Genomic DNA, 21,780 nt, shown 5'->3' with positions numbered 1-21,780 from the left:
CACGATAGCATCTTGTTTACCGTTTCACATGCATAGCCAAATGACCTTTAATCTGCATAACTACTTCCACGTTGTTTGCCGCAGTCACCGGCATAAAAGATGCGGCAAAATAGATCATTGGTGATCGATTAATGCCGCACTCATCATCGTTCTATTAAATCAATTTACTTACAATGACTGTTGGTGCTTTTCAATCAACATATCCATCGCTTCTTGAGCACGTTGCTGGGCATGAATCATGGTATCTTCATGTAACATTGGCTCTACTACTTCGTAGTAACATTTTATCTTTGGCTCCGTCCCTGAAGGCCTAACAATAACGCGAGCCCCACCTTGTAAGTGATAGATCAATACATCGCTAACGGGTAATTCAATACCTTCAACTGTACCATCACTAAATGTTCTCAACGATTGCTTATAATCTTCTGTGCATACAATCGGTAACCCTGCAATCTCTGTTGGTGGTTGATGGCGTAATGTATCACCGATAGGCGCAGCGGTTGGATCCAATGCAATGCTACGTTGCGCATTAATATACAAACCATGCTCACGATAGATAGCTTCTAATTGATCCCAAATAGTCTGCCCTTTAGCATGCAACTCTGCGGTTAATTGTGCAAACGCAACTAATGCAGATAAACCATCTTTGTCCCACACCTTACTACCAATGGTGTAGCCCAATGCTTCTTCGTATGCGAACAGGAATTGATGCTCTTCTGTTTGTTGTGCCATCGCTACATTAGTTAGCCACTTAAAGCCCGTTAACGTTTGGTAATAACGCGCTCCAAGAGTCGTCGCAATCTTGCCAAGTAAGCTTGAAGATACAATTGTATTCCCCACTAGGTTTTGATTAGCATGTGCATGGCTTAATAAGTAATAGCCGAATAATGTACCAACCTGATCCCCTGTTAGCATTTGGTATTCACCGTCGTCACGACGTACAGCAACAGCAAAGCGATCTGCATCTGGATCATTGGCACAAGCTAATACTGCATCGTGTTTTTTTGCTTCCGCAATAACAAGATCCATCGCGCCAGTTTCTTCAGGGTTAGGGAATTTGACCGTAGGGAAAGTACCATCAGGCTCTCTTTGCGCTGCAACACTGTAAACATGGTCAAACCCAGCATCAGCTAATAATGTTTCTGCCATTTCGGCACCAACACCATGCATTGCCGTATAAGCGATGTTAATTGATTGCGGATTGGTGTGATTTATCAGTAACGGATTGGTATTCATCGTTTGGCGATAAGCTTGGTAGTAGTCTTCATCTAGCCAAACGAGTAGCCCTTTATCTTCAGCCTCTTCTAGCGGTAAATACGACAATTCATGTTTTGTCGCTTTATCAATTTCATCGGCGATTCCAGCATCTTGCGGCGGAATAATCTGTGCACCATTTTCCCAGTAAACTTTAAAGCCATTGTATTGCGGAGGATTATGGCTGGCAGTAACAACAACAGCAGCAGCGGTATGAAGATGTTTCACGCCAAATGCAACAACTGGCGTTGGTGCCACTTTTACCGTTAAATAGACTTTAATGCCTTGTGCGGTTAATACTGATGCTGTGTCATGTGCAAATTGTTGTGAATCAGGACGCCCATCATAACCAATAACAACACCTTTACTGGCCGCTTCAGGGACTGAACGTAACAGATATTGCCCCAATCCTGCCGCTGTTTCTTGAATGACTAAGCGGTTCATTCGATTAGGCCCAGCACCAACAACTCCGCGTAATCCTGCTGTACCAAAAGCTAATCGACCGTTAAAACGATCCGTTAACTCTGCTTGATTATTGTCTTGGATAAGCTGTTCTAATTCATTTCGTGTTTTTGGGTCAGGATCGCGTTCCAACCAACGAGCGATATCACTATTCATTATTATTGTCCTGCTATGTTGATGATTTTCTGAATCACAATCGAATTGATATGTGCAAGAACTTGCATCATTAAGTACTACATCATGCTATCAATAAACCACAAATGATAAACATTCGCATTATATACCATGCTATTTTTATCATATTTACATCTGTGTGTTTAATTATTGCACACGCAAACGATAGCGTGAATATTGCGCAGTACTCTATGATTTAGCGATAAAAATAATATGCTGATGCGCTGCAATTACGAAGGTTAAAAAACGCGTATAAAAAAACCGATAACGCTAAGAGCCTACTTGCTTTAGCTATATCGGTTTTTAATCTCTGAACCTATTTAATCAGTAAGATATTCTTACCACATCAAATCATCTGGAATAACGAAGTCTGCGTACGGATCATCTTCATCTGCAATACTGTCAGCCACGGTATTATTTAATACAATAGATTCTTCATCACGTTGTGCAATCTTATCTGCGACAGAAGCGGGGATTACTTCATAGCCATCAAGGTAACGTGCAATCGCTAAACGACCATTTACTAGCTGATTTTGCATTACTTTATCAACATAGATCTTTTTAACCGTTGAACCATCAGTAAAATTGTAACCGATATCACCACTCTGACGATCCAAGCGATTCATTTCAATAAGCTGTTTAATTTGAGCAGCCAGCTCTTTCGCTTTGATCTCTTCATCACGAACGCGATTAAGCTCTTTATCTTTTTCTAGCTGTGCTATGCGATTTGCTTCAACAGCAGCTTTTGCTTCTTTCGCTTGAGTACGAGATTTTTTAGTGGTTTTACCCGCCTTTTTAAGCTTCTTCTTATCTATAAGCCCTGCTTTTAGCATCTGCTCTTGTAGACTTAGCTTTGCCATTGAAACTCCGTAACATTCATTATTATTTATCAGTGTAGACACACTAATTTATAGCCGTATTATCACGTTTAGCGCTAAAACAGGTCAAGCTTAAACAATAAAATTACTTGCAGACTTTAAATCCATTCTTAATGGCTAAAGAATCGATTATTCATCTAACAAATCACAGTTAACAATTTAATAAAAAAGTAGAGTTCAGCATTATTTCCCGCTTTGTCTCTTCCTTAGTCATTAAACTCGCGATACCTCACCATCATCTAATTAATTGAGTTATTCTCAAAATTTCGTCTCGCGTCGTTTAAAGATGCCTTACAATTTTTTCATTCATCATAAAAAATACTTACACTCAACTTATCGCCTTTTGTTTATGTAAAGATCACTGTTGAAAGTTATACACCGAGCCTAAATTAAGTATCTGAGTCAGTTCATCTAATGCGGTGCGAGATTCCACCAGTAAATTGGGATCAGCTAAATCAGCTTCAACTAAACGATCACGATAATGCTTATCAACCCACTGGTTTAAAACAGAAAATTTATCATCTGACATTAACACCTCAGGATTTACAGCTTGCAGTTCTTGTTCATTAAGCACGACACGTAGTCGTAAGCATGCTGGTCCTCCACCATTTGCCATACTCTGCTTCAAATCAAAGATCATCACTTTATCAATGCCTTGCTGACTCGTTACTAATTGCTCAACATAGCGTTTAACTTGGCTATTTTCTTCACACTCTTGCGGTAAAACCAGTACGGTTTCTCCATTAGGTAACGATAATAATTGTGAGTTAAATAGATAGCTTGAGATCGCACTATCAATCGACACACTCGAAGTAGGCACTTCAATGATCTTAAAGTCCTCACCCATTTTTTGTTTTAACTCTGCATACACTTTCGTTTGATCAACATACGCTTGCTCGTGACAAAACAATAAATCTCTATTACCAACAGCAATCACATCATTATGGAATACACCTTGGTCAATCACAGCAGGATTTTGCTGAGCAATCACAACTTGCTGCTCATCTAATTGGTGTAACCGTGCTATAGCTTCACAAGCCTCAAAGGTTTGCCTTGCTGGATATTTCTTTGGTTGAATAAAACGACTATCAAAAGCATGACGACCGTGAACAAAAAACTCAACGCCAGCTTCACCATATTCACGACAAAAGCGGGTGTGATTGGCCGCCCCTTCATCGCCAAAATGATTCACTGAAGGTAAAGCGCTATGGTGATGGAAATGTTGTTCACTCGAAAACATCGCTTTTAAAATCTTACCTGTTGTCACATGCTCGATTGAACGGTGAAACTGATTAACTAAATTAGCTGGGGTGAAATGTACTCGCTTATCAACAGTATCAGCAGATGGCGATACTGTGGCTGCATTGGCTGTCCACATACTGGAAGCTGAATAGCAAGATGCTAGTAACTTGGGATTATGTTTTGCTACCTGCTGGATAATATTTTTATCTGAGCCAGAAAAGCCCAAACTACGGAGCGTAGCAATATCTGGTCTTTCTTGTGGTGCAATGATCCCTTGTACTAAGCCTAGATCAGCAAGGGTTTTCATTTTTGCCAGCCCTTGTTTCGCTGCTTGCTTAGGATTAGACGCTTTGGCGCTGTTCTTAGCTGACGCAAGATTACCGTAAGCTAAACCGCTGTAATTATGCGTCGGGCCCACTAAACCATCAAAATTCGCTTCAAATGCTTTCATTTTCCATCCATGTCATCCGCTAAATACATAGCAATTAACATAACAAAATTTTTACATTTACCGCAACAAAACACGTTTATGTCTAATTAGTCATTATTTATAGATTATTATTTTATATCGTTCGTAAGTTTCCTTTATATAGGCTTGTTTTCTGCACTTATTGTAAATTAAATGAATAACTACGCAGTTTTAGGTAAAAAAAAGCAGCCACTAAGGGCTGCTTTTATATTCTATTTTTCTATTTAGTGACCGCTATCTATCTTAAATGCATTGTGATCAAACAGTGAATTCATAATATCAACAGAAGAAGCCCCATCCACTAACCCAAGATCATGGGCCGGATGAATATTACCTAAGACAATATTTTGCGTCTTACCGTCATCTGTTGTGATATCAAGATTAACATTACCTTTATCATCAACACCTGCACTTACATGATCCAATAAGTTATCCATATCTGACTTACCACTATCATCATTGCCAAGCAATTCTCGGATATCAATCTTATCTTTACCAAGCTCAAAATCAGCAATAGTATCGGTATTATTGCTATTAGATAGCGATGTTTCATGCCAAGTAAAGAGATCATCACCAGCACCGCCAGTTAAGATGTCATTTCCAGTACCCGCGAGTAAATTGTCGTCACCATCGAAACCAAATAAAGACTCACCTTGGCTATCTGCGATTAAGTCATTGCTCTCTTCATTACCAAAGTTCTTACTAAGCTCAAGGCTGCCGTTATTCAATAACGTTGTCACTTTATCCGTTGCAGTCATCTCACTAGATGTACTACCAAATAAGTCATGGTTAGACACACCATCTAGAATGATATTCTGCACTACCTTATCTTGATCGTTAGAGATCTGAATTAAGGTACTCCCATCTTGCTCAGTGATATTCAGACGATTATTCAAATCCGCTAATGAGTGAATATCTTTCGTGTCTAATGCATCACCTAGGCTGATAGTATCGATACCAACTTCAAAGTCCATGATCTTATCTGTCGCAGGGGCATCTGCCGTACCGAAATCACTTTCTGACCATAGGAAGGTATCTTTCACCCCATCACCATGACCGCCTAGCTCCCCACCCCATAGAATGTCATCACCAGCACCACCAACAAGGATATCAGAGCCTAAACCACCAACCAGTACATCATCACCATCACCACCGTAAAGCGTTGCTGCTGCAGTACTGTCGATGATCAGATTATCGCCACTCACATTTGAATTGTGACCAATAACGTTATTTGTTTGCGATAAATCATCTACAACGATATTGATATTTACAGGTGCAGATTCTGCATAAGAGCCATCAGATTCAGTCGAAACCGCGACAACATTAATTGAGTGCGTACCTTGGTCAAGATCTTTGATATACAAGCCATCAACCTTGTCAGCTGGCACTTCCCAATGACCATTACCAAGATCTTTACCAATAACATTACCGTCTTTATCAACAACCTGACCTGAACCTAAATTCGTTAACTTAACGGTTAAGGTTTCAGATGCATCTGCGGATGCCGCAGCAATTAAGCCAATCAGTGGCAACATGGTACCAACAGAGCTTCTTATCGCTGCTGTTTGTAAATGTTCCGGACTGATACTTAATGATGGCGCATCTGCTTTAGGAGCTACATTAATTTCAACTTTATTAGTTGCAGCTTGGTTACCGCCAGAGCCTGTATTGCCGCCATCGTTAGTCGTAATGGTTAACTCATCTTTACCACTGTAATTTTCATCGCCGGTATAACTTACCCCACTATTAAGTACGGCATTAATATCATCCATTGAACCTTCAAGCGTGACATTACCGACTCCATTTTGAACCACTTTCACTGGGCTGTTATCTGGCAATGTAATCGTTAATGAACCATGAGCCACACTTAGCTGTACCGACATACCAGTATTATTGGCTAGTTCATTAAAGTCGACGTCTGATACTTGTAATCCAGTGATAACAGTAGCAACGTCTTCATCTGCCGCAATACTGGTTGGTACATGGTTAACAGGCGCATCGTTAACCGGTGTCACCGTGATATCAACCGTATCGATATCCGTTAATACGCCACCTGCACCAGCGTTACCGTTATCGCTGGTAGTCATGGTTAACTGATCTTTACCTGCATAATTCTCATCACCGGTATATTTAATACCGTCAGCAAGTAATGTGTTGATCTTATTGATATCACCACTGATAACTAACTTACCGTCACCATTATCAACAATATTCAAACCTTGCGTATCAGTTGCAATAATCGCTAACTGGCCATGACCTACTGCTAACGTCACCGTCATGTCACCTGATGCGCCATTTTCCTTCGCATCTACATCACTGATCTTAAGACCACTGATCACATGGCTGCTGTCTTCATCAACAGTAAATGCATCAGGTACCGTGTTCACTGGCGCATCGTTAACAGGCGTCACCGTGATATCCACGCTATCAGTATCGGTTAGAGCACCACCTGCACCAGAATTGCCGTTATCGTTGGTTGTCATGGTTAAGCTATCAGTACCGTTAAAGTCTTTATCACCAACGTAATTGATGCCTTTATCCAATAGCTGATTGATCTTAGTAATATCACCTTCAATGGTTAATGTGCCATCACCATTACCTTTGATCACCAGACCTGTTGTATCGACACCATCAGCAATACTTAATTGACCATGCTGTACACTTAACGTCACCGTCATGTTCATTACTGCATCATGATCATGACTATCTACATCAGTCACTTGCAGGTTCTTGATCACGAGTATTGCATCTTCTTCAACTGTTAGCGGATCCGTTGGCATATGGTTTACAGGTGCATCGTTATCAGGCGTCACATCAACGTGGATTGTTTTATCCACCGCAACGCTATCTGTACCAACAACACCGTTATCCACCGCACGAATATCGAAATCTAGATCACCCGTCCAAACCTTACCGTCAATCACAGTTTGGTTGTTCGCATCACCTGGGTGGAAGGTCAATGTATCAAGCTCAGAGCCATCAACTTTAATGACCCATGAACCATCTGCTTGTTTTTCACAGCTGCCTTTTACACCATCCGGTAATGTAAATGAACTTGAATCAGGCACATTAGTAATGGTGATTTGTAGTGATTCCGCCCCATTTTCATGCACATTTGAATTTGGGTTCTTAACGGTGTTTTCGTCATCATAAGCTTTAATGCCTAAATCCAACGTGATTGAACCATTTTCATCACCAGATGCATTTGGGTTTACATCTGTATCGACTTTATCAGCAACTGGCTGAACATCAATAGTGATGGTTTTACGGTTTTCAGCTGGCTTGTCTAAGGTTTCTTCTTTTGAATACACCACAATATCGATATTAACTGTACCGCTGAAATCTTTCGGTGGCACAATTTTCACGCTACTTAAATCAAATGATTCCCCCGAACCGCTAAGTGTCCAAACACCACTACCATTATTGGTTGCGCCTTGAACAATAAAGCCATCCGGTACATTTTCTAACTTAATAGAAACAATATGCTCAGAGCCATCGCTGTCTTGTAGTGTTCCACCAACACCACTTAATGAAATAGCGGTATCTTCATTACCGACAATCGGTGTCTCAGTACCATGCCATTTAACTTCGTCATTAACAGCAACGACATCAAAACTCACTGTGTTATCAAATGTCTTTGATGCTGATACTTCTTTGCCACCAGCCGTTTCATCATAAACAGTGGTATCAACAACCGTGGTTTTCACATCAATATTAACCTTGCCGCTAAAATCAGGCGCTGGACGGAAATGAATATTCCCCATCAGGCTAGCATCAATGGTGATAGATGAACCTAACACGTTACCGTGTTCATCAATGAACACGCCGTCAGTGCTGTCTTTAAGCGTTAATGTCACAGACTCAACGCTCTCTTTACCGTCAGTTAGCTCTGTGCTGACATCTTTTAGTGCTACAGATAGATCGAGCTTGATATCTCCATCTTCATAAGCAACATCTTTATAAACTTGCTCTGTTTTATCATCAGAAGACGAGATCGGCTGCTTATCACCGTTTAAGCCTTCAGTTTCAACCACGTTGATTTCAACCGATTTAGGTCCATCCACTTCAGGTGCAATTTGCACTGAAATCGTGTCAGTTTGTGTTTTGTAATCACCACTTTCGGTATCGGTAGTCACAAACTTCACATCTAGCTTAAAGTCACCGGCAAAATCTTTCGGCAAGTTAATGTGAATGCTAGATAAGTCCACTTCACCATTCGCAGATACCGGTACTTTCAGTACATACTCACCTGTTACGTGATTATAATCAGCTCCAGAAATCGAAGCCCCATCTGGTAGATTTTTAGCATCAATAACAATGGTTAACTCATCATTCAATTGATGACCGTCAGCGGTACTCACTTTTAGGATGTGATCGGTAATTTGTTTACCTAAATCTACCGTGTGATCTTCTGTACCCGTTACAACGTGATCTTCAATGATGATGTCTGCAGCTTTTTCATCATGACTTTCAGTATTCTTACTAAAATCAAGCGTAATAGTGTCTTTCTTAACCACTAATGCACTTGGATCACCATCGTCACTTAAATCTTGAACCATAGCGCTAATTTGTAGCACTAGAGTCTCTTTAAAGCCTTCTGGTGCTTTGATCTGCAAGTTGCCTAATTGCGACTGAGGAATCGTCCAACTACCATCACCATTGTTAATACCACCAACAATCACAAAACCTTCAGGAATAGGTTCTAGTACGACTTGCTGAATAACTTCAGAGCTGGAATTATCGTCATTAACCCAAGTGATTTTGCCATCTGAGTCAGCACCATTAGAGAGATCAATTACACCATCACTGTCACAGCTAATATTGGTAACAGTTTTGCCGTCATCACTTACAACTAACTGACCATCGCTTTCCACAACAGCTTCAATATCAACGGTTAAAGTACCTGTAATATCTTTCGTTACCGTCTCTTTATCACCATCAACATCCGTCTCTGATACCGTTACTGTTGAAGTTAACGTGATATCTTTATCCGAATCTTCTGGCGCATGCAGTGTTAACTTAGTGCCATTCAATAACTGTTGTAATTGGCTATCAGTAAAGGTGATTTTTCCTGATGCATCGGCAACTAATAACGTATCACCCAAGAACAACTGGTAACCTTGTGGTAAACCGTTTAATGCAACAGCCGTAATATGTTCTTTCGGATCGGTAAACTCAGGTGGTAACCAATCAATTTGAATCGGTTGATCTTCAAAACCCTTAGAAACCGTACCGTAATCTGTCGCATCAATCTCAGGCGTAACATGAATAACCAATTCGCCATTAAACGCCTTACTCGCACCATCGTTTTCAGTCACCACGACTCGTACATCAAGCGTAATGTCTTCTGTGCTATTTTCAGGTGGTACGATTTTTACATCATTTAACGTTGTCAGATTAACCTGATAAATAGGCTGACCGTTTTTATCTTCACCAGCATAAACCAGTGTTTGAAGGTTACCGTTCTGATCGTACAGTTTTGCCCCTTCTGGAATACCAGAAACCACAATACTTAAGGTTTCAGAACCATCAGTTTTACCATCAACCGTGTGCTCACCTGATACCACTTTAAAATCAAACTTCGCGCTACCGTCTTCTTTGATCGTGGTTTGTAAGCCAATTTTACCGTTATCTAAACGGGTCCAATCAGAATTTTCTGATTCAATTCTCGCCTGATCAACCACACCGGTTAATGCAATATCAATCGATTGTGGACCAACAACTTTCTCGCTAGTTTCCGTTGTCACATTACCATTAGCATCAGTAATGGTTGCAACATCTCGGATCACACCATTGACTGAGATACTAAAGTCAACGTTACTATCTAATGGCGGCTGAAGTGATAGACCGTTCAAGTCTTCATATTTAATTTCATACACACCATCAGCATTTGGCGTCAGAAGTTGATCATTTAAGTACAATACCGCACCTTCAGGAAGTGCTGAGATTTGTAGGAATAAATGCTCAGAGTTATCGGTATTATCATCTAACGACACAAAGTTAATGTGCGTTGATAGATCAATGCGCTCATCTTCTTTCGATTCAACACGCGTCACTTTTAACGTGCCATCATCAGCTTGAGGATTTACATTGATAACAATTTCTTTCGCAGTCGATTCTGCCGTCTGATGGCCATTAACAAAGTTATCAAGCTCTTTACTTTCAGCTGTGATAGACAGTTTAATATCACCACTAAAGTTATCAGCAGGGTTCACCTCAACAGACTTCATTTGCTCAGCATCTACTTTGTAAATACCTGACCCTGGTGATGTTTCAACTAATGTTTGACCATCAATTTCTAATGTACATTTATCTTGGTACTCTTTTGGTACCGTAATGTAGTAGAACAATGCTTCAGAGCCATCGGTATCTTGCAGATCAGCAACAACACTTAGCTGAACATTAGAACCATCTTCATCAACAACATAATGTTCAACAGAGCTTGCACTCCATGTTGGCGTATCTGCAATACCCTGAACATCAATCGAGAACTCACCATTCATTACTGGGTGGTTACCACCATCAGTGGTATTCACTTGTGCACTAACATCAAATTTAATACCGTTTGCAGAGGTCGAGAAATCTTCTGCAGGAACAAAAGTCACGCCTTGTAGGGTGTAATTCTCACCGCTAGCATCTGCTGTAAATGCACTTGCAGGAATAGTGATTGAACCATCGCTATTAACAGCTAAAGGCTGACCGTTAAACATAAAGACGCCATGCGCTTCGCCTTGCGGGTGAATAGTCACAGTGCCAATGTGCTCACCACGATCATTATCACCAACATTGATGCTCATATTGATCGCAATACCATCACGATTTACATCAACATTATCGTTGGGATCAGTAGAGTGACGACCGTCTTCTTCCTGACCAATGCTGTTTTGCAAGCTTAAGGTTGCATCTTTATCCGACACTTCAAGCGTGATCGTACCTTGTGCCTTATCACCGTCGCCATCGGTTACTTCAAAGCCAATATTTTTAAGGATCTCTTCTTGGTTATGATCCAAATTATCGTTCGCAGCAAAGTAAGTATCACCATTAGGTTTGATCATAAGATCACCTAACTTTTGACCATTCTCTGTTACTTCATAAATACGATAACCGCCAGACTCAGGCAATGTTGATAAATCAATATGCTGTCCATCAACAATCAATGCTGTGACTTGTGCACCATCCGCACCGGTACTCACAATCACATTTTCCAGTGTCGTCGTGCTGTGCTCAACCGTATTTAGCGTTACATCATGTACAGATGGAATATCATCTTTAATTGATACATCAATATTGACTGTACCGCTGGTATCACCATCTTTATCAACGGCATAAACAGGAAATTCAATCTTAAACTCATCTTCACCTTGAGTGGGATGATCTATTGTCCCTTCCAGCTTAAATATATAACGACCATTAGGTAACAAGGCATAGGTGAAGACAACTTGTCCATTCGCTATCCCTTGATAAGTACCCACACCTGTCTGCTCAAGAACAACGTCGTGGCCTTCTGACTTAATGGTATTTTGAGCATTAAACGCTTCTACATCGACCTTAAAGTTAGACACATAGTCACTGCCTTGATCGACTTGAATATCACCCAGTGCTGTTACGCCATCTTTTGATGTATGTGAACCACCCGCTAATGCATCTTCATCAACACTGATAGCTGGAGCAGAAATAATGATAGGTGCGGCACCATCATTAATGGTGATTTGCGCATTTACATTATTGGCAAGGTTATCACCGTCAGTGTCTTTGACTTGGACCGGCACATCGATAACAATCTTATCGCCATCAACACTTACAAAACCTGAGGTTTCACTACCATGATGATCTAAAGGCGCATGTTGAGTAATGGAAACTTTCACGTCTACATCATGACCATTAGCTGCCTGTACTGCTGAAACCGCAACCGTTAGAACGACTTGACCATTAGCAGTACCGATTAGCTGACCATCGTGATAGCTAAAGCTAATTTTTGAACCAGATGCTGTTAACTCTGACTGCAACTCATCAATTAATGCCGAAAGATGTGTACTATCGATTGAAACCTTAGTTGGATCTAAACGGTCAACGCCAGCTTTCACCGCAATGTCAACATCACCTGAAACAGGGTAACCTTGTTCACCTGCTGTCGGTTGTAAATCGCCTTCAGTAATAACGATAGAGCCAGTTTCGCCACCTTTTGCATCCTCACCATCATGAATATTGATCGTGATCTGACCCGGCTTGCTGTTATCACCGTCATAGTCTTGAGCAACGACATCTAGCTTAATAATTTCATTATCAGCATTCTTGTCATCGACCTGATCAATCGGTTGTTTTTGTTCAACAACGTAATGACCATTAACATCAATCTTGATTTCCATCACAACTTGAGATGGATTGTCTTTTAATACTACGGTGATTGTAGAGCCATCAGCACTTAATGAGTACGTCGTTTCATGACCATTACTGGTTAAACCATCCAACGATGATTGGTTACCTTTAAAGTACACTTTCGCGACTTGGTCACTGCCCGTATCAATATCAATAGTGCCAGATGCTGTTGCTGTGCCTGATACCCCTTCTTCCAAGGTTGCTGTTGAATCATGACCAAACGAAGGCTTCTGACCATCTTTAATCGTAATGTTCACATCAACGGGTTTGTCTAACGCGTCACCATCGGTATCTTGCATTTGAACAGGTACATCAATAGTGATCTTACCGCCGGTAACATCAACATAGGTGCCGTTTGATTTTATGTGATCAAGAGGCAAAGCCTGATGAATGGCCAAATCAACAGTCACATCACCATTCGCTGATGAAGACGGCGTCATGCTAATACTTACCGCTTCTTGACCACTTGTTGTCACACCCGTAATAGTGATTACACCATTAGCATCAGTGTGAACAGTGAAAGTCAGTGCTTCACCATTTGACGTTAAGCTATTGAGCTCTTTTACTAAATCTACTTGTGCGCTATCAGCAATCTTCAAGCTATTAGCAACTAATGCATCATCTGTGGCATTAACTGTAAAATACGTATCTGCTGAAACAGGGTAACCCTTACCAGCTTTAGGATCTTCAAGATCACCTTCTGTAATCGTGATGTTTGCTACAACACCCTCACCGGTAGGGTTTAGACCATCTTTAATATGGATCTCTAATTGACCCGTATTACTGATATCACCGTCTTTATCTGTTGCAGTAACAGCCAGATTAATATCAACGGTATCGCCTTTGCTGTTGTCTTGCTCAATTGGCAGATGTTGATGAACCGTGTAACTACCATCGACATTGATTTCAATCGTCATTACCGCTGCGCCATCATTCGCGCCACCGTCAATCACAACTTTAATTTCATTACCATCAACCACATAACGGGTTGCTTGGTTATTAGATACAATCCCTTCAAGTGATGGCTGAGACTGCGCAAAATCAATATGTGCAATATCATCAGAGCCCACATTTAGCGGGATTTTACCTGTTGCGGTTGCACCATTTTCTGTTTCAGTGATCGTTGTACCTTTATCGATACCAAATTCAGGGTTCGCACCATCAACAATCGTGATATCCACATTGGCAGGTTTGTCTAACCAATCACCATCGGTATCTTTCGCCTGTACAGGGACTTTAATCGAGATGTCATCACCATCGACAGTGACAAAACCTGAACTGTTACCTGAAGCCTGATGATCCAGTGGTTGTTCTTGGATGATTTTGACTTCGACATTAACGTTTTGACCCGCTTGCGTTGGGGTTAATTCAACACGTACAGCAACCGTATCAGTACCTGCGATGGTACCGACCAAGTTACCATTGGCATCAATCGTAAAGGTTAATGGTTTGCCGCCGGATGTAAGCTCTGCGTTGAGCTCTTTAATTAAGTCCGCTTGCTGCGTCGCATCAATGGCAACGGTGGTTGGATCGAGGCGATCTTCACCCGCAACCAGCGTAAGCTCACCGGTTTTCTCTACCGGATAAGTGGTATCTGCGCCACCTGTGCTTGTGCCGCTGCCATCCACATCACGGTCACCTTCGGTGATAGTGATATCAATGTTTTCACCACCTGCCGCATCTGTACCATCTTTTATCGTGATGTTGAGTTCACCACTAGCCGTATCACCGTCTTTATCTGTCGCGGTAACATCAAGCTTAATATCAGCAATATCGACACTGTTTTGGTCAACTGGCCCAGTTACTTTAACGGTATAGGTACCGTCATTAGCGATCGTCACTACCATCACAGGATTAGAATCTGCATCAACCACGGTTAATACATTGCCATTAACAGTAAACGTGGTTTGCTGACCGTTGCTAGTAATGTTGGCTAGGCCCTCTTGGGTCGCATTAAAGTGGATGGTCTGAATATCATCAGAGCCGACATTTAACGGGATCTGACCCTGCATCACTTTATCAGCGTCGGTGGTTTCATTGATGATGATACCTTTATCGGTACCAAATTCAGGGTTCGCACCATCAACAATCGTGATATCCACATTGGCAGGTTTGTCTAACCAATCACCATCGGTATCTTTCGCCTGTACAGGGACTTTAATCGAGATGTCATCACCATCGACAGTGACAAAACCTGAACTGTTACCTGAAGCCTGATGATCCAGTGGTTGTTCTTGGATGATTTTGACTTCGACATTAACGTTTTGACCCGCTTGCGTTGGGGTTAATTCAACACGTACAGCAACCGTATCAGTACCTGCGATGGTACCGACCAAGTTACCATTGGCATCAATCGTAAAGGTTAATGGTTTGCCGCCGGATGTAAGCTCTGCGTTGAGCTCTTTAATTAAATCCGCTTGCTGCGTCGCATCAATGGCAACGGTGGTTGGATCGAGGCGATCTTCACCCGCAACCAGCGTAAGCTCACCGGTTTTCTCTACCGGATAAGTGGTATCTGCGCCACCTGTGCTTGTGCCGCTGCCATCCACATCACGGTCACCTTCGGTGATAGTGATATCAATGTTTTCACCACCTGCCGCATCTGTACCATCTTTTATCGTGATGTTGAGTTCACCACTAGCCGTATCACCGTCTTTATCTGTCGCGGTAACATCAAGCTTAATATCAGCAATATCGACACTGTTTTGGTCAACAGGCCCAGTTACTTTAACGGTATAGGTACCGTCATTAGCGATCGTCACTACCATCACAGGATTAGAGTCTGCATCAACCACGGTTAATACATTGCCATTAACAGTAAACGTGGTTTGCTGACCGTTGCTAGTAATGTTGGCTAGGCTATCTTGGGTCGTATTAAAGTGGATGGTCTGAATATCATCAGAGCCGACATTTAACGGGATCTGACCCTGCATCACTTTATCAGCGTCGGTGGTTTCATTGATGATGATACCTTTATCGGTACCAAATTCAGGGTTCGCCCCATCAACAATCGTGATATCCACATTGGCTGGTTTGTCTAACCAATCGCCATCGGTATCTTTCGCCTGTACGGGGACTTTAATCGAGATGTCATCACCATCGACAGTGACAAAACCTGAACTGTTACCTGAAGCCTGATGATCCAGTGGTTGTTCTTGGATGATTTTAACTTCGACGTTAACGTTTTGACCCGCTTGCGTTGGGGTTAATTCAACACGTACGGCAACCGTATCAGTACCTGCGATAGTACCGACCAAGTTACCATTGGCATCAATCGTAAAGGTTAATGGTTTGCCGCCGGATGTAAGCTCAGCGTTGAGCTCTTTAATTAAATCCGCTTGCTGCGTCGCATCAATGGCAACGGTGGTTGGATCGAGGCGATCTTCACCCGCAACCAGCGTAAGCTCACCGGTTTTCTCTACCGGATAAGTGGTATCTGCGCCACCTGTGCTTGTGCCGCTGCCATCCACATCACGGTCACCTTCGGTGATAGTGATATCAATGTTTTCACCACCTGCCGCATCTGTACCATCTTTTATCGTGATGTTGAGTTCACCACTAGCCGTATCACCGTCTTTATCTGTCGCGGTAACATCAAGCTTAATATCAGCAATATCGACACTGTTTTGGTCAACTGGCCCGGTTACTTTAACGGTATAGGTACCGTCATTAGCGATCGTCACTACCATCACAGGATTAGAATCTGCATCAACCACGGTTAATACATTGCCATTAACAGTAAACGTGGTTTGCTGACCGTTGCTAGTAATGTTGGCTAGGCCCTCTTGGGTCGCATTAAAGTGGATGGTCTGAATATCATCAGAGCCGACATTTAACGGGATCTGACCCTGCATCACTTTATCAGCGTCGGTGGTTTCATTGATGATGATACCTTTATCGGTACCAAATTCAGGGTTCGCACCATCAACAATTGTGATATCCACATTGGCAGGTTTGTCTAACCAATCGCCATCGGTATCTTTCGCCTGTACGGGGACTTTAATCGAGATGTCATCACCATCGACAGTCACAAAACCTGAACTGTTACCTGAAGCCTGATGATCCAGTGGTTGTTCTTGGATGATTTTAACTTCGACGTTAACGTTTTGACCCGCTTGCGTTGGGGTTAATTCAACACGTACGGCAACCGTATCAGTACCTGCGATGGTACCGACCAAATTACCATTGGCATCAATCGTAAAGGTTAATGGTTTGCCGCCGGATGTAAGCTCAGCGTTGAGCTCTTTAATTAAATCCGCTTGCTGCGTCGCATCAATGGCAACGGTAGTTGGATCGAGGCGATCTTCACCCGCAACCAGCGTTAACTCACCGGTTTTCTCTACCGGATAAGTGGTATCTGCGCCACCTGTGCTTGTGCCGCTACCATCCACATCACGGTCACCTTCGGTGATTGTGATATCAATGTTTTCACCACCTGCCGCATCTGTACCATCTTTTATCGTGATGTTGAGTTCACCACTAGCCGTATCACCATCTTTATCTGTCGCGGTAACATCAAGCTTAATATCAGCAATATCGACACTGTTTTGGTCAACAGGCCCGGTTACTTTAACGGTATAGGTACCGTCATTAGCGATCGTCACTACCATCACAGGATTAGAGTCTGCATCAACCACGGTTAATACATTGCCATTAACAGTAAACGTGGTTTGCTGACCGTTGCTAGTAATGTTGGCTAGGCCCTCTTGGGTCGCATTAAAGTGGATGGTCTGAATATCATCAGAGCCGACATTTAACGGGATCTGACCCTGCATCACTTTATCAGCGTCGGTGGTTTCATTGATGATGATACCTTTATCGGTACCAAATTCAGGGTTCGCCCCATCAACAATCGTGATATCCACATTGGCAGGTTTGTCTAACCAATCACCATCGGTATCTTTAACTTGGACTGGAACATCAATAACAATTTTGTCATCAACGCTTTTAATTAAGCCATCGGTGCCATTGTCATTATGATCAAGTGGCTTAAATTGCGTAATAGACACGTTAATATCAACATCATGCCCATTTACCGCTTGAACCGCGCTCACAGTTACCGTTAATACCGTTTCACCACCCGCAGTACCTGTAATTAATCCCGTTTTAGCATCATAGCTAAAGTTAATTGCCGTACCATTTGCTGTTGTAAGTTCAGTAGTTAACTCATGGATTAACGCATTAACTTGTGTCTGGTCAACGGTCACTGTTGTCGGATCAAGACGATCAACCCCCGCAGCAATAGCTATTGTTGTATTACCACTTACTGGGTAACCTTGCTCATTACCTTCAGGTGTTAAATCACCTTCTGTAATAGTAATAGCTCCTTGCTCATTACCTGATGCATTGGCACCATCATGAATAGTAATCTCAATATTACCTGGCTTGCTTACGTCACCATCTCTATCTTCTGCCACAACAGATAAAGCAATGTTCTCATTATCAGCTGCAGTATCATCGACCTGATCGATAGGTTGTTTTTGCGTTACAACGTAATGACCATTGATATCAATAGTCACTTCCATTACCACTTGCGATGGATCACTCGCTAATACCACCGTCACCGTAGTGCCATCAGCACTCAGTGAATAAGTTGTAGCATGACCATTACTGGTTAAACCATTAAGGGAGTCTTGGTTCGCCTCAAACGTAACCTTAACGACCTGATCACTACCGCTATCAACCGCAATATTCCCCATACCGGTTGCAATGCCATCCTTACCTTCATTTAAGGTCGCTTTGCTATCCACACCAAAAGCAGGGATTTCGCCATCGACAACGGTAATATCAACGGTTGCAGGATCTTTTAACCAATCACCATCGGTATCTTTCACCTGAATAGGTAAATCGATAACAACTTGATCATTATGGTTAGCGACTAGACCATCGATCTCATTACCATTGTGATCTAATGGTCCGTACTGAGTCATGGTAACTTTTACATCAACATCTTTACCATTCGCTGCTTGAAGGGCTGTCAATGTTACGCTAACAACAGTTGCACCATTTGCGCTTCCGGTTAATACGCCCGTTGCTACATCATAAGTAAATGTTAATGGCTTACCGTCAGAACTAAGCTCTGTTGTAAGCTCATTTTTTAAAGCCTCGAGTTGTTTCTCATCAATCGTAATCGAGCTTGGGTCTAATCGGTCAGCACCAGCGGTAATCGTTAAAGAAGTACTTGCTGAAACGGGATACCCGACTTCATTACCTTCTGGGGTTAAATCCCCTTCTGTAATCGTAATACTTGCAGACTCACCGCCACCGGCAATTGCACCGTCTTCTACTTGAATATTTAATTGGCCTTGTGCGGTATCGCCGTCTTTATCTGTTGCTGTGACGTTTAATTCTATTTTCGCAATATTAAGACTATCTTGGTCCAGCTCGCCTTCTACAATAACTTTGTAGCTACCATCATTAGCGATAGTAACAGTCATTACAGGCTTGCCTTCAGCATCAACGACGTTAATGGTATTACCTGAAACAGAAAAAGTAACAGGTTTGCCATCACTCGTAATATTCGCTAAGCCTGGTTGTTCAGCATCAAAGTGAATGTGAGATATTTCGTCTGAGCCAATATTAAGGGGGATTTTCCCATCGACAACTTTACCTAGATCATCGGTCTCATTAATTGGATTTTCTGTTCCAAGATCAATACCAAAAACAGGATTATCACCATCATTGATCGTGATATCTACTTGCGCAGGTTTTTCAAGAAAATCACCATCAGTGTCTTTTGCTTGAATAGGAAGATTGATTGAAATGTTACTGCCATTCACAGTAACAAAACCTTGTGAATTTCCAGAAGGGTTATGATCAAGTGGTAATTCTTGAATGATTTGAATTTCGACGTTAACGTTTTGACCCACTTGCGTTGGGATTAATTCAACTCGTACGGCAACTGTATCAGTACCCGCAATGGTACCGACTAAGTTACCATTAGCGTCAATCGTAAAGGTTAATGGTTTGCCACCAGATGTAAGCTCTGCGTTTAGCTCTTTAATTAAATCCGTTTGCTGCGTCGCATCAATGGCAACGGTGGTTGGATCGAGGCGATCTTCCCCCGCAACCAGCGTAAGCTCACCGGTTTTTTCTACTGGGTAAGTGGTATCTGCGCCACCCGTGCTTGTACCGCTCCCATCAACGTCAATATCACCTTCCGTTAATGTAATAGAAACGCGTTCCCCACCCGCAGCATCAGTGCCATCATTTATGGTGATATTTAACTCACCTTGAGCTGTATCACCGTCTTTATCTGTCGCAGTAACATCTAATTTAATATTCGCGATATCGTCACTGTTTTGGTCAATAGGCCCAGTCACTTTTACAGTGTAGGTACCATCATTCGCAATGGTCACCACCATCACAGGTTGCGAAGATGAATCTAAAACAGTTAAAACATTACCATCAACGGTAAACGTTGTTTCTCGACCATTACTTGTAATTGCCGTTAAGCCTGCTTGTTCAGCATTAAAATGAATGGTTGCGATTGCATCAGAACCAACATCAAGTGGAACCTTTCCGTCAATAACCTGATCAGCTTGAGTACCTTCATTAATTGTCACGCCGGTATCAGTACCAAATTCGGGATTTGCACCGTCGATAACACCAATCTCAACATTAATTGGCTTATCTAATGCATTACCACTGCTATCTGTGGCTTGAATAGCAACATCAATATTGATTTGATCGCCATCACGATTGACTAAGCCAGAAACATTATCACCAGAGTGGTCAAGTGGCTGATTAATCGTTGTGGTTACTGTCACCGTTACATCACGCCCATTTTCTGACGTTGCTTCTAATGCAATAGACATAACAGGTTGACCATCGAGAGTACCGATGATCATATTCGTTACTTTATCGTAGACAAAAGTAACAGCCTGACCGCCTGATGTGATCTCACTGTTTAATTCATTTAAAACATTATTGATGGTGAGAGGATCAAATACAAACGATGAAGTCTCAAGAGGAAGCGTTGCCGCTTCTACAAAAATAGATGTCGAAGAAACAACAGGATAGGTATTATCACTGAGATCACCCTCAGTAATAAGTAATGAGCCTAGTTCGCCACCATCAGGAACTAAAATAGCCCGTGGATCTAGGTTATCTATATTTCGACTTGGATCATAAGCCGTATCGAAGCCAGCTTCAGCTAAAAGTGCATCGTTATCGTAATTAATCGTTATAAAACTTGCAGCAGAAGATGATCCATTAAGGCCTACATTACCTGCAGATTCATTACCAGCCGCAGGTGCTTCAAAAAGTTGAGTAGGATCCAGACCGTTTAAAATCGCAGCTTGAATTGCATCAATGTCGTCAGAAGCGAAAGTTGTATGTTCCGCTCCCTCATGATTAAACGCGATTTTGTTATTAAGATCCGTTGCTTTAACACCTACAGGCGTTGTTACTACGCAAGTTGGGCATGTCTGATTAATGACTTGCTCAACGCCATTATTGTTAATAATAAATTTAGCGTTACCATTAGTAACAACGATTTCATCAGGTTGAAGAGTATGCTCATCAATAATTGGCTGAACTTTATCACCAGCCTTAAGAATAAAGCCGTCTCCATTCACAAGCTTGATCATGCCTAAATTCTTATTATCAATGGTAGTCATACTCTCTTAACCTTTTTTGTTTATTCAATTTGATAGTAACGATCCCAGTCATACAGAACATGTTACGCACCACCAATTGATGTTTTTATCATCGATAGAGGTTTTCTATTAAAAACGGTATTTTTTTAATTGATTTAAAAAAACATATCGTCAATAATTTGACGACATATTTAGCTAAAAATTCTTATTATTCAACTATGATTTTGCAAGCTTTTGTAACATACTTCATAGAAATATCAATAATAAATACCAATTAAGAACAAGTAAGAGCGAAAAAATGCCCTGCAAACTTAATGATACTAGT

General features: G+C 41.7%; 4 protein-coding genes. All 4 read right to left on the bottom strand.

The annotated features are described in order from the left end of the window. Window positions 1-168 precede the first annotated feature (168 nt). The 4 genes from C9J41_RS06560 to C9J41_RS06545 all read right to left on the bottom strand — a co-directional run bounded on the left by C9J41_RS06560 (window position 169) and on the right by C9J41_RS06545 (window position 21,476). Window positions 169-1,872 (bottom strand): phospho-sugar mutase, encoded by a 1,704-nt coding sequence (locus C9J41_RS06560; protein WP_107207526.1) that lies wholly within the window; start codon window positions 1,870-1,872, stop codon window positions 169-171. A gap of 356 nt (window positions 1,873-2,228) precedes the next feature. After that, window positions 2,229-2,750, bottom strand: a complete 522-nt coding sequence (locus C9J41_RS06555; RefSeq protein ID WP_107207525.1) for a DUF2058 domain-containing protein — start codon at window positions 2,748-2,750, stop codon at window positions 2,229-2,231. 376 nt (window positions 2,751-3,126) lie between these two features. After that, on the bottom strand, window positions 3,127-4,461 hold the full coding sequence (gene astB / locus C9J41_RS06550) for an N-succinylarginine dihydrolase (protein WP_107207524.1): 1,335 nt from the start codon (window positions 4,459-4,461) through the stop codon (window positions 3,127-3,129). A 242-nt stretch (window positions 4,462-4,703) separates the two neighbouring features. Beyond that, on the bottom strand, window positions 4,704-21,476 hold the full coding sequence (locus C9J41_RS06545) for a retention module-containing protein (protein ID WP_107294367.1): 16,773 nt from the start codon (window positions 21,474-21,476) through the stop codon (window positions 4,704-4,706). Between the last annotated feature and the right edge of the window lie 304 nt (window positions 21,477-21,780).

The sequence above is a fragment of the Photobacterium sp. GB-50 genome (genome assembly GCF_003026755.1).
Lineage (GTDB): Bacteria > Pseudomonadota > Gammaproteobacteria > Enterobacterales > Vibrionaceae > Photobacterium.
The sequence above is the reverse complement of the archived record's forward strand: the minus strand, read 5'-3'. Positions and strand labels throughout refer to the sequence as shown.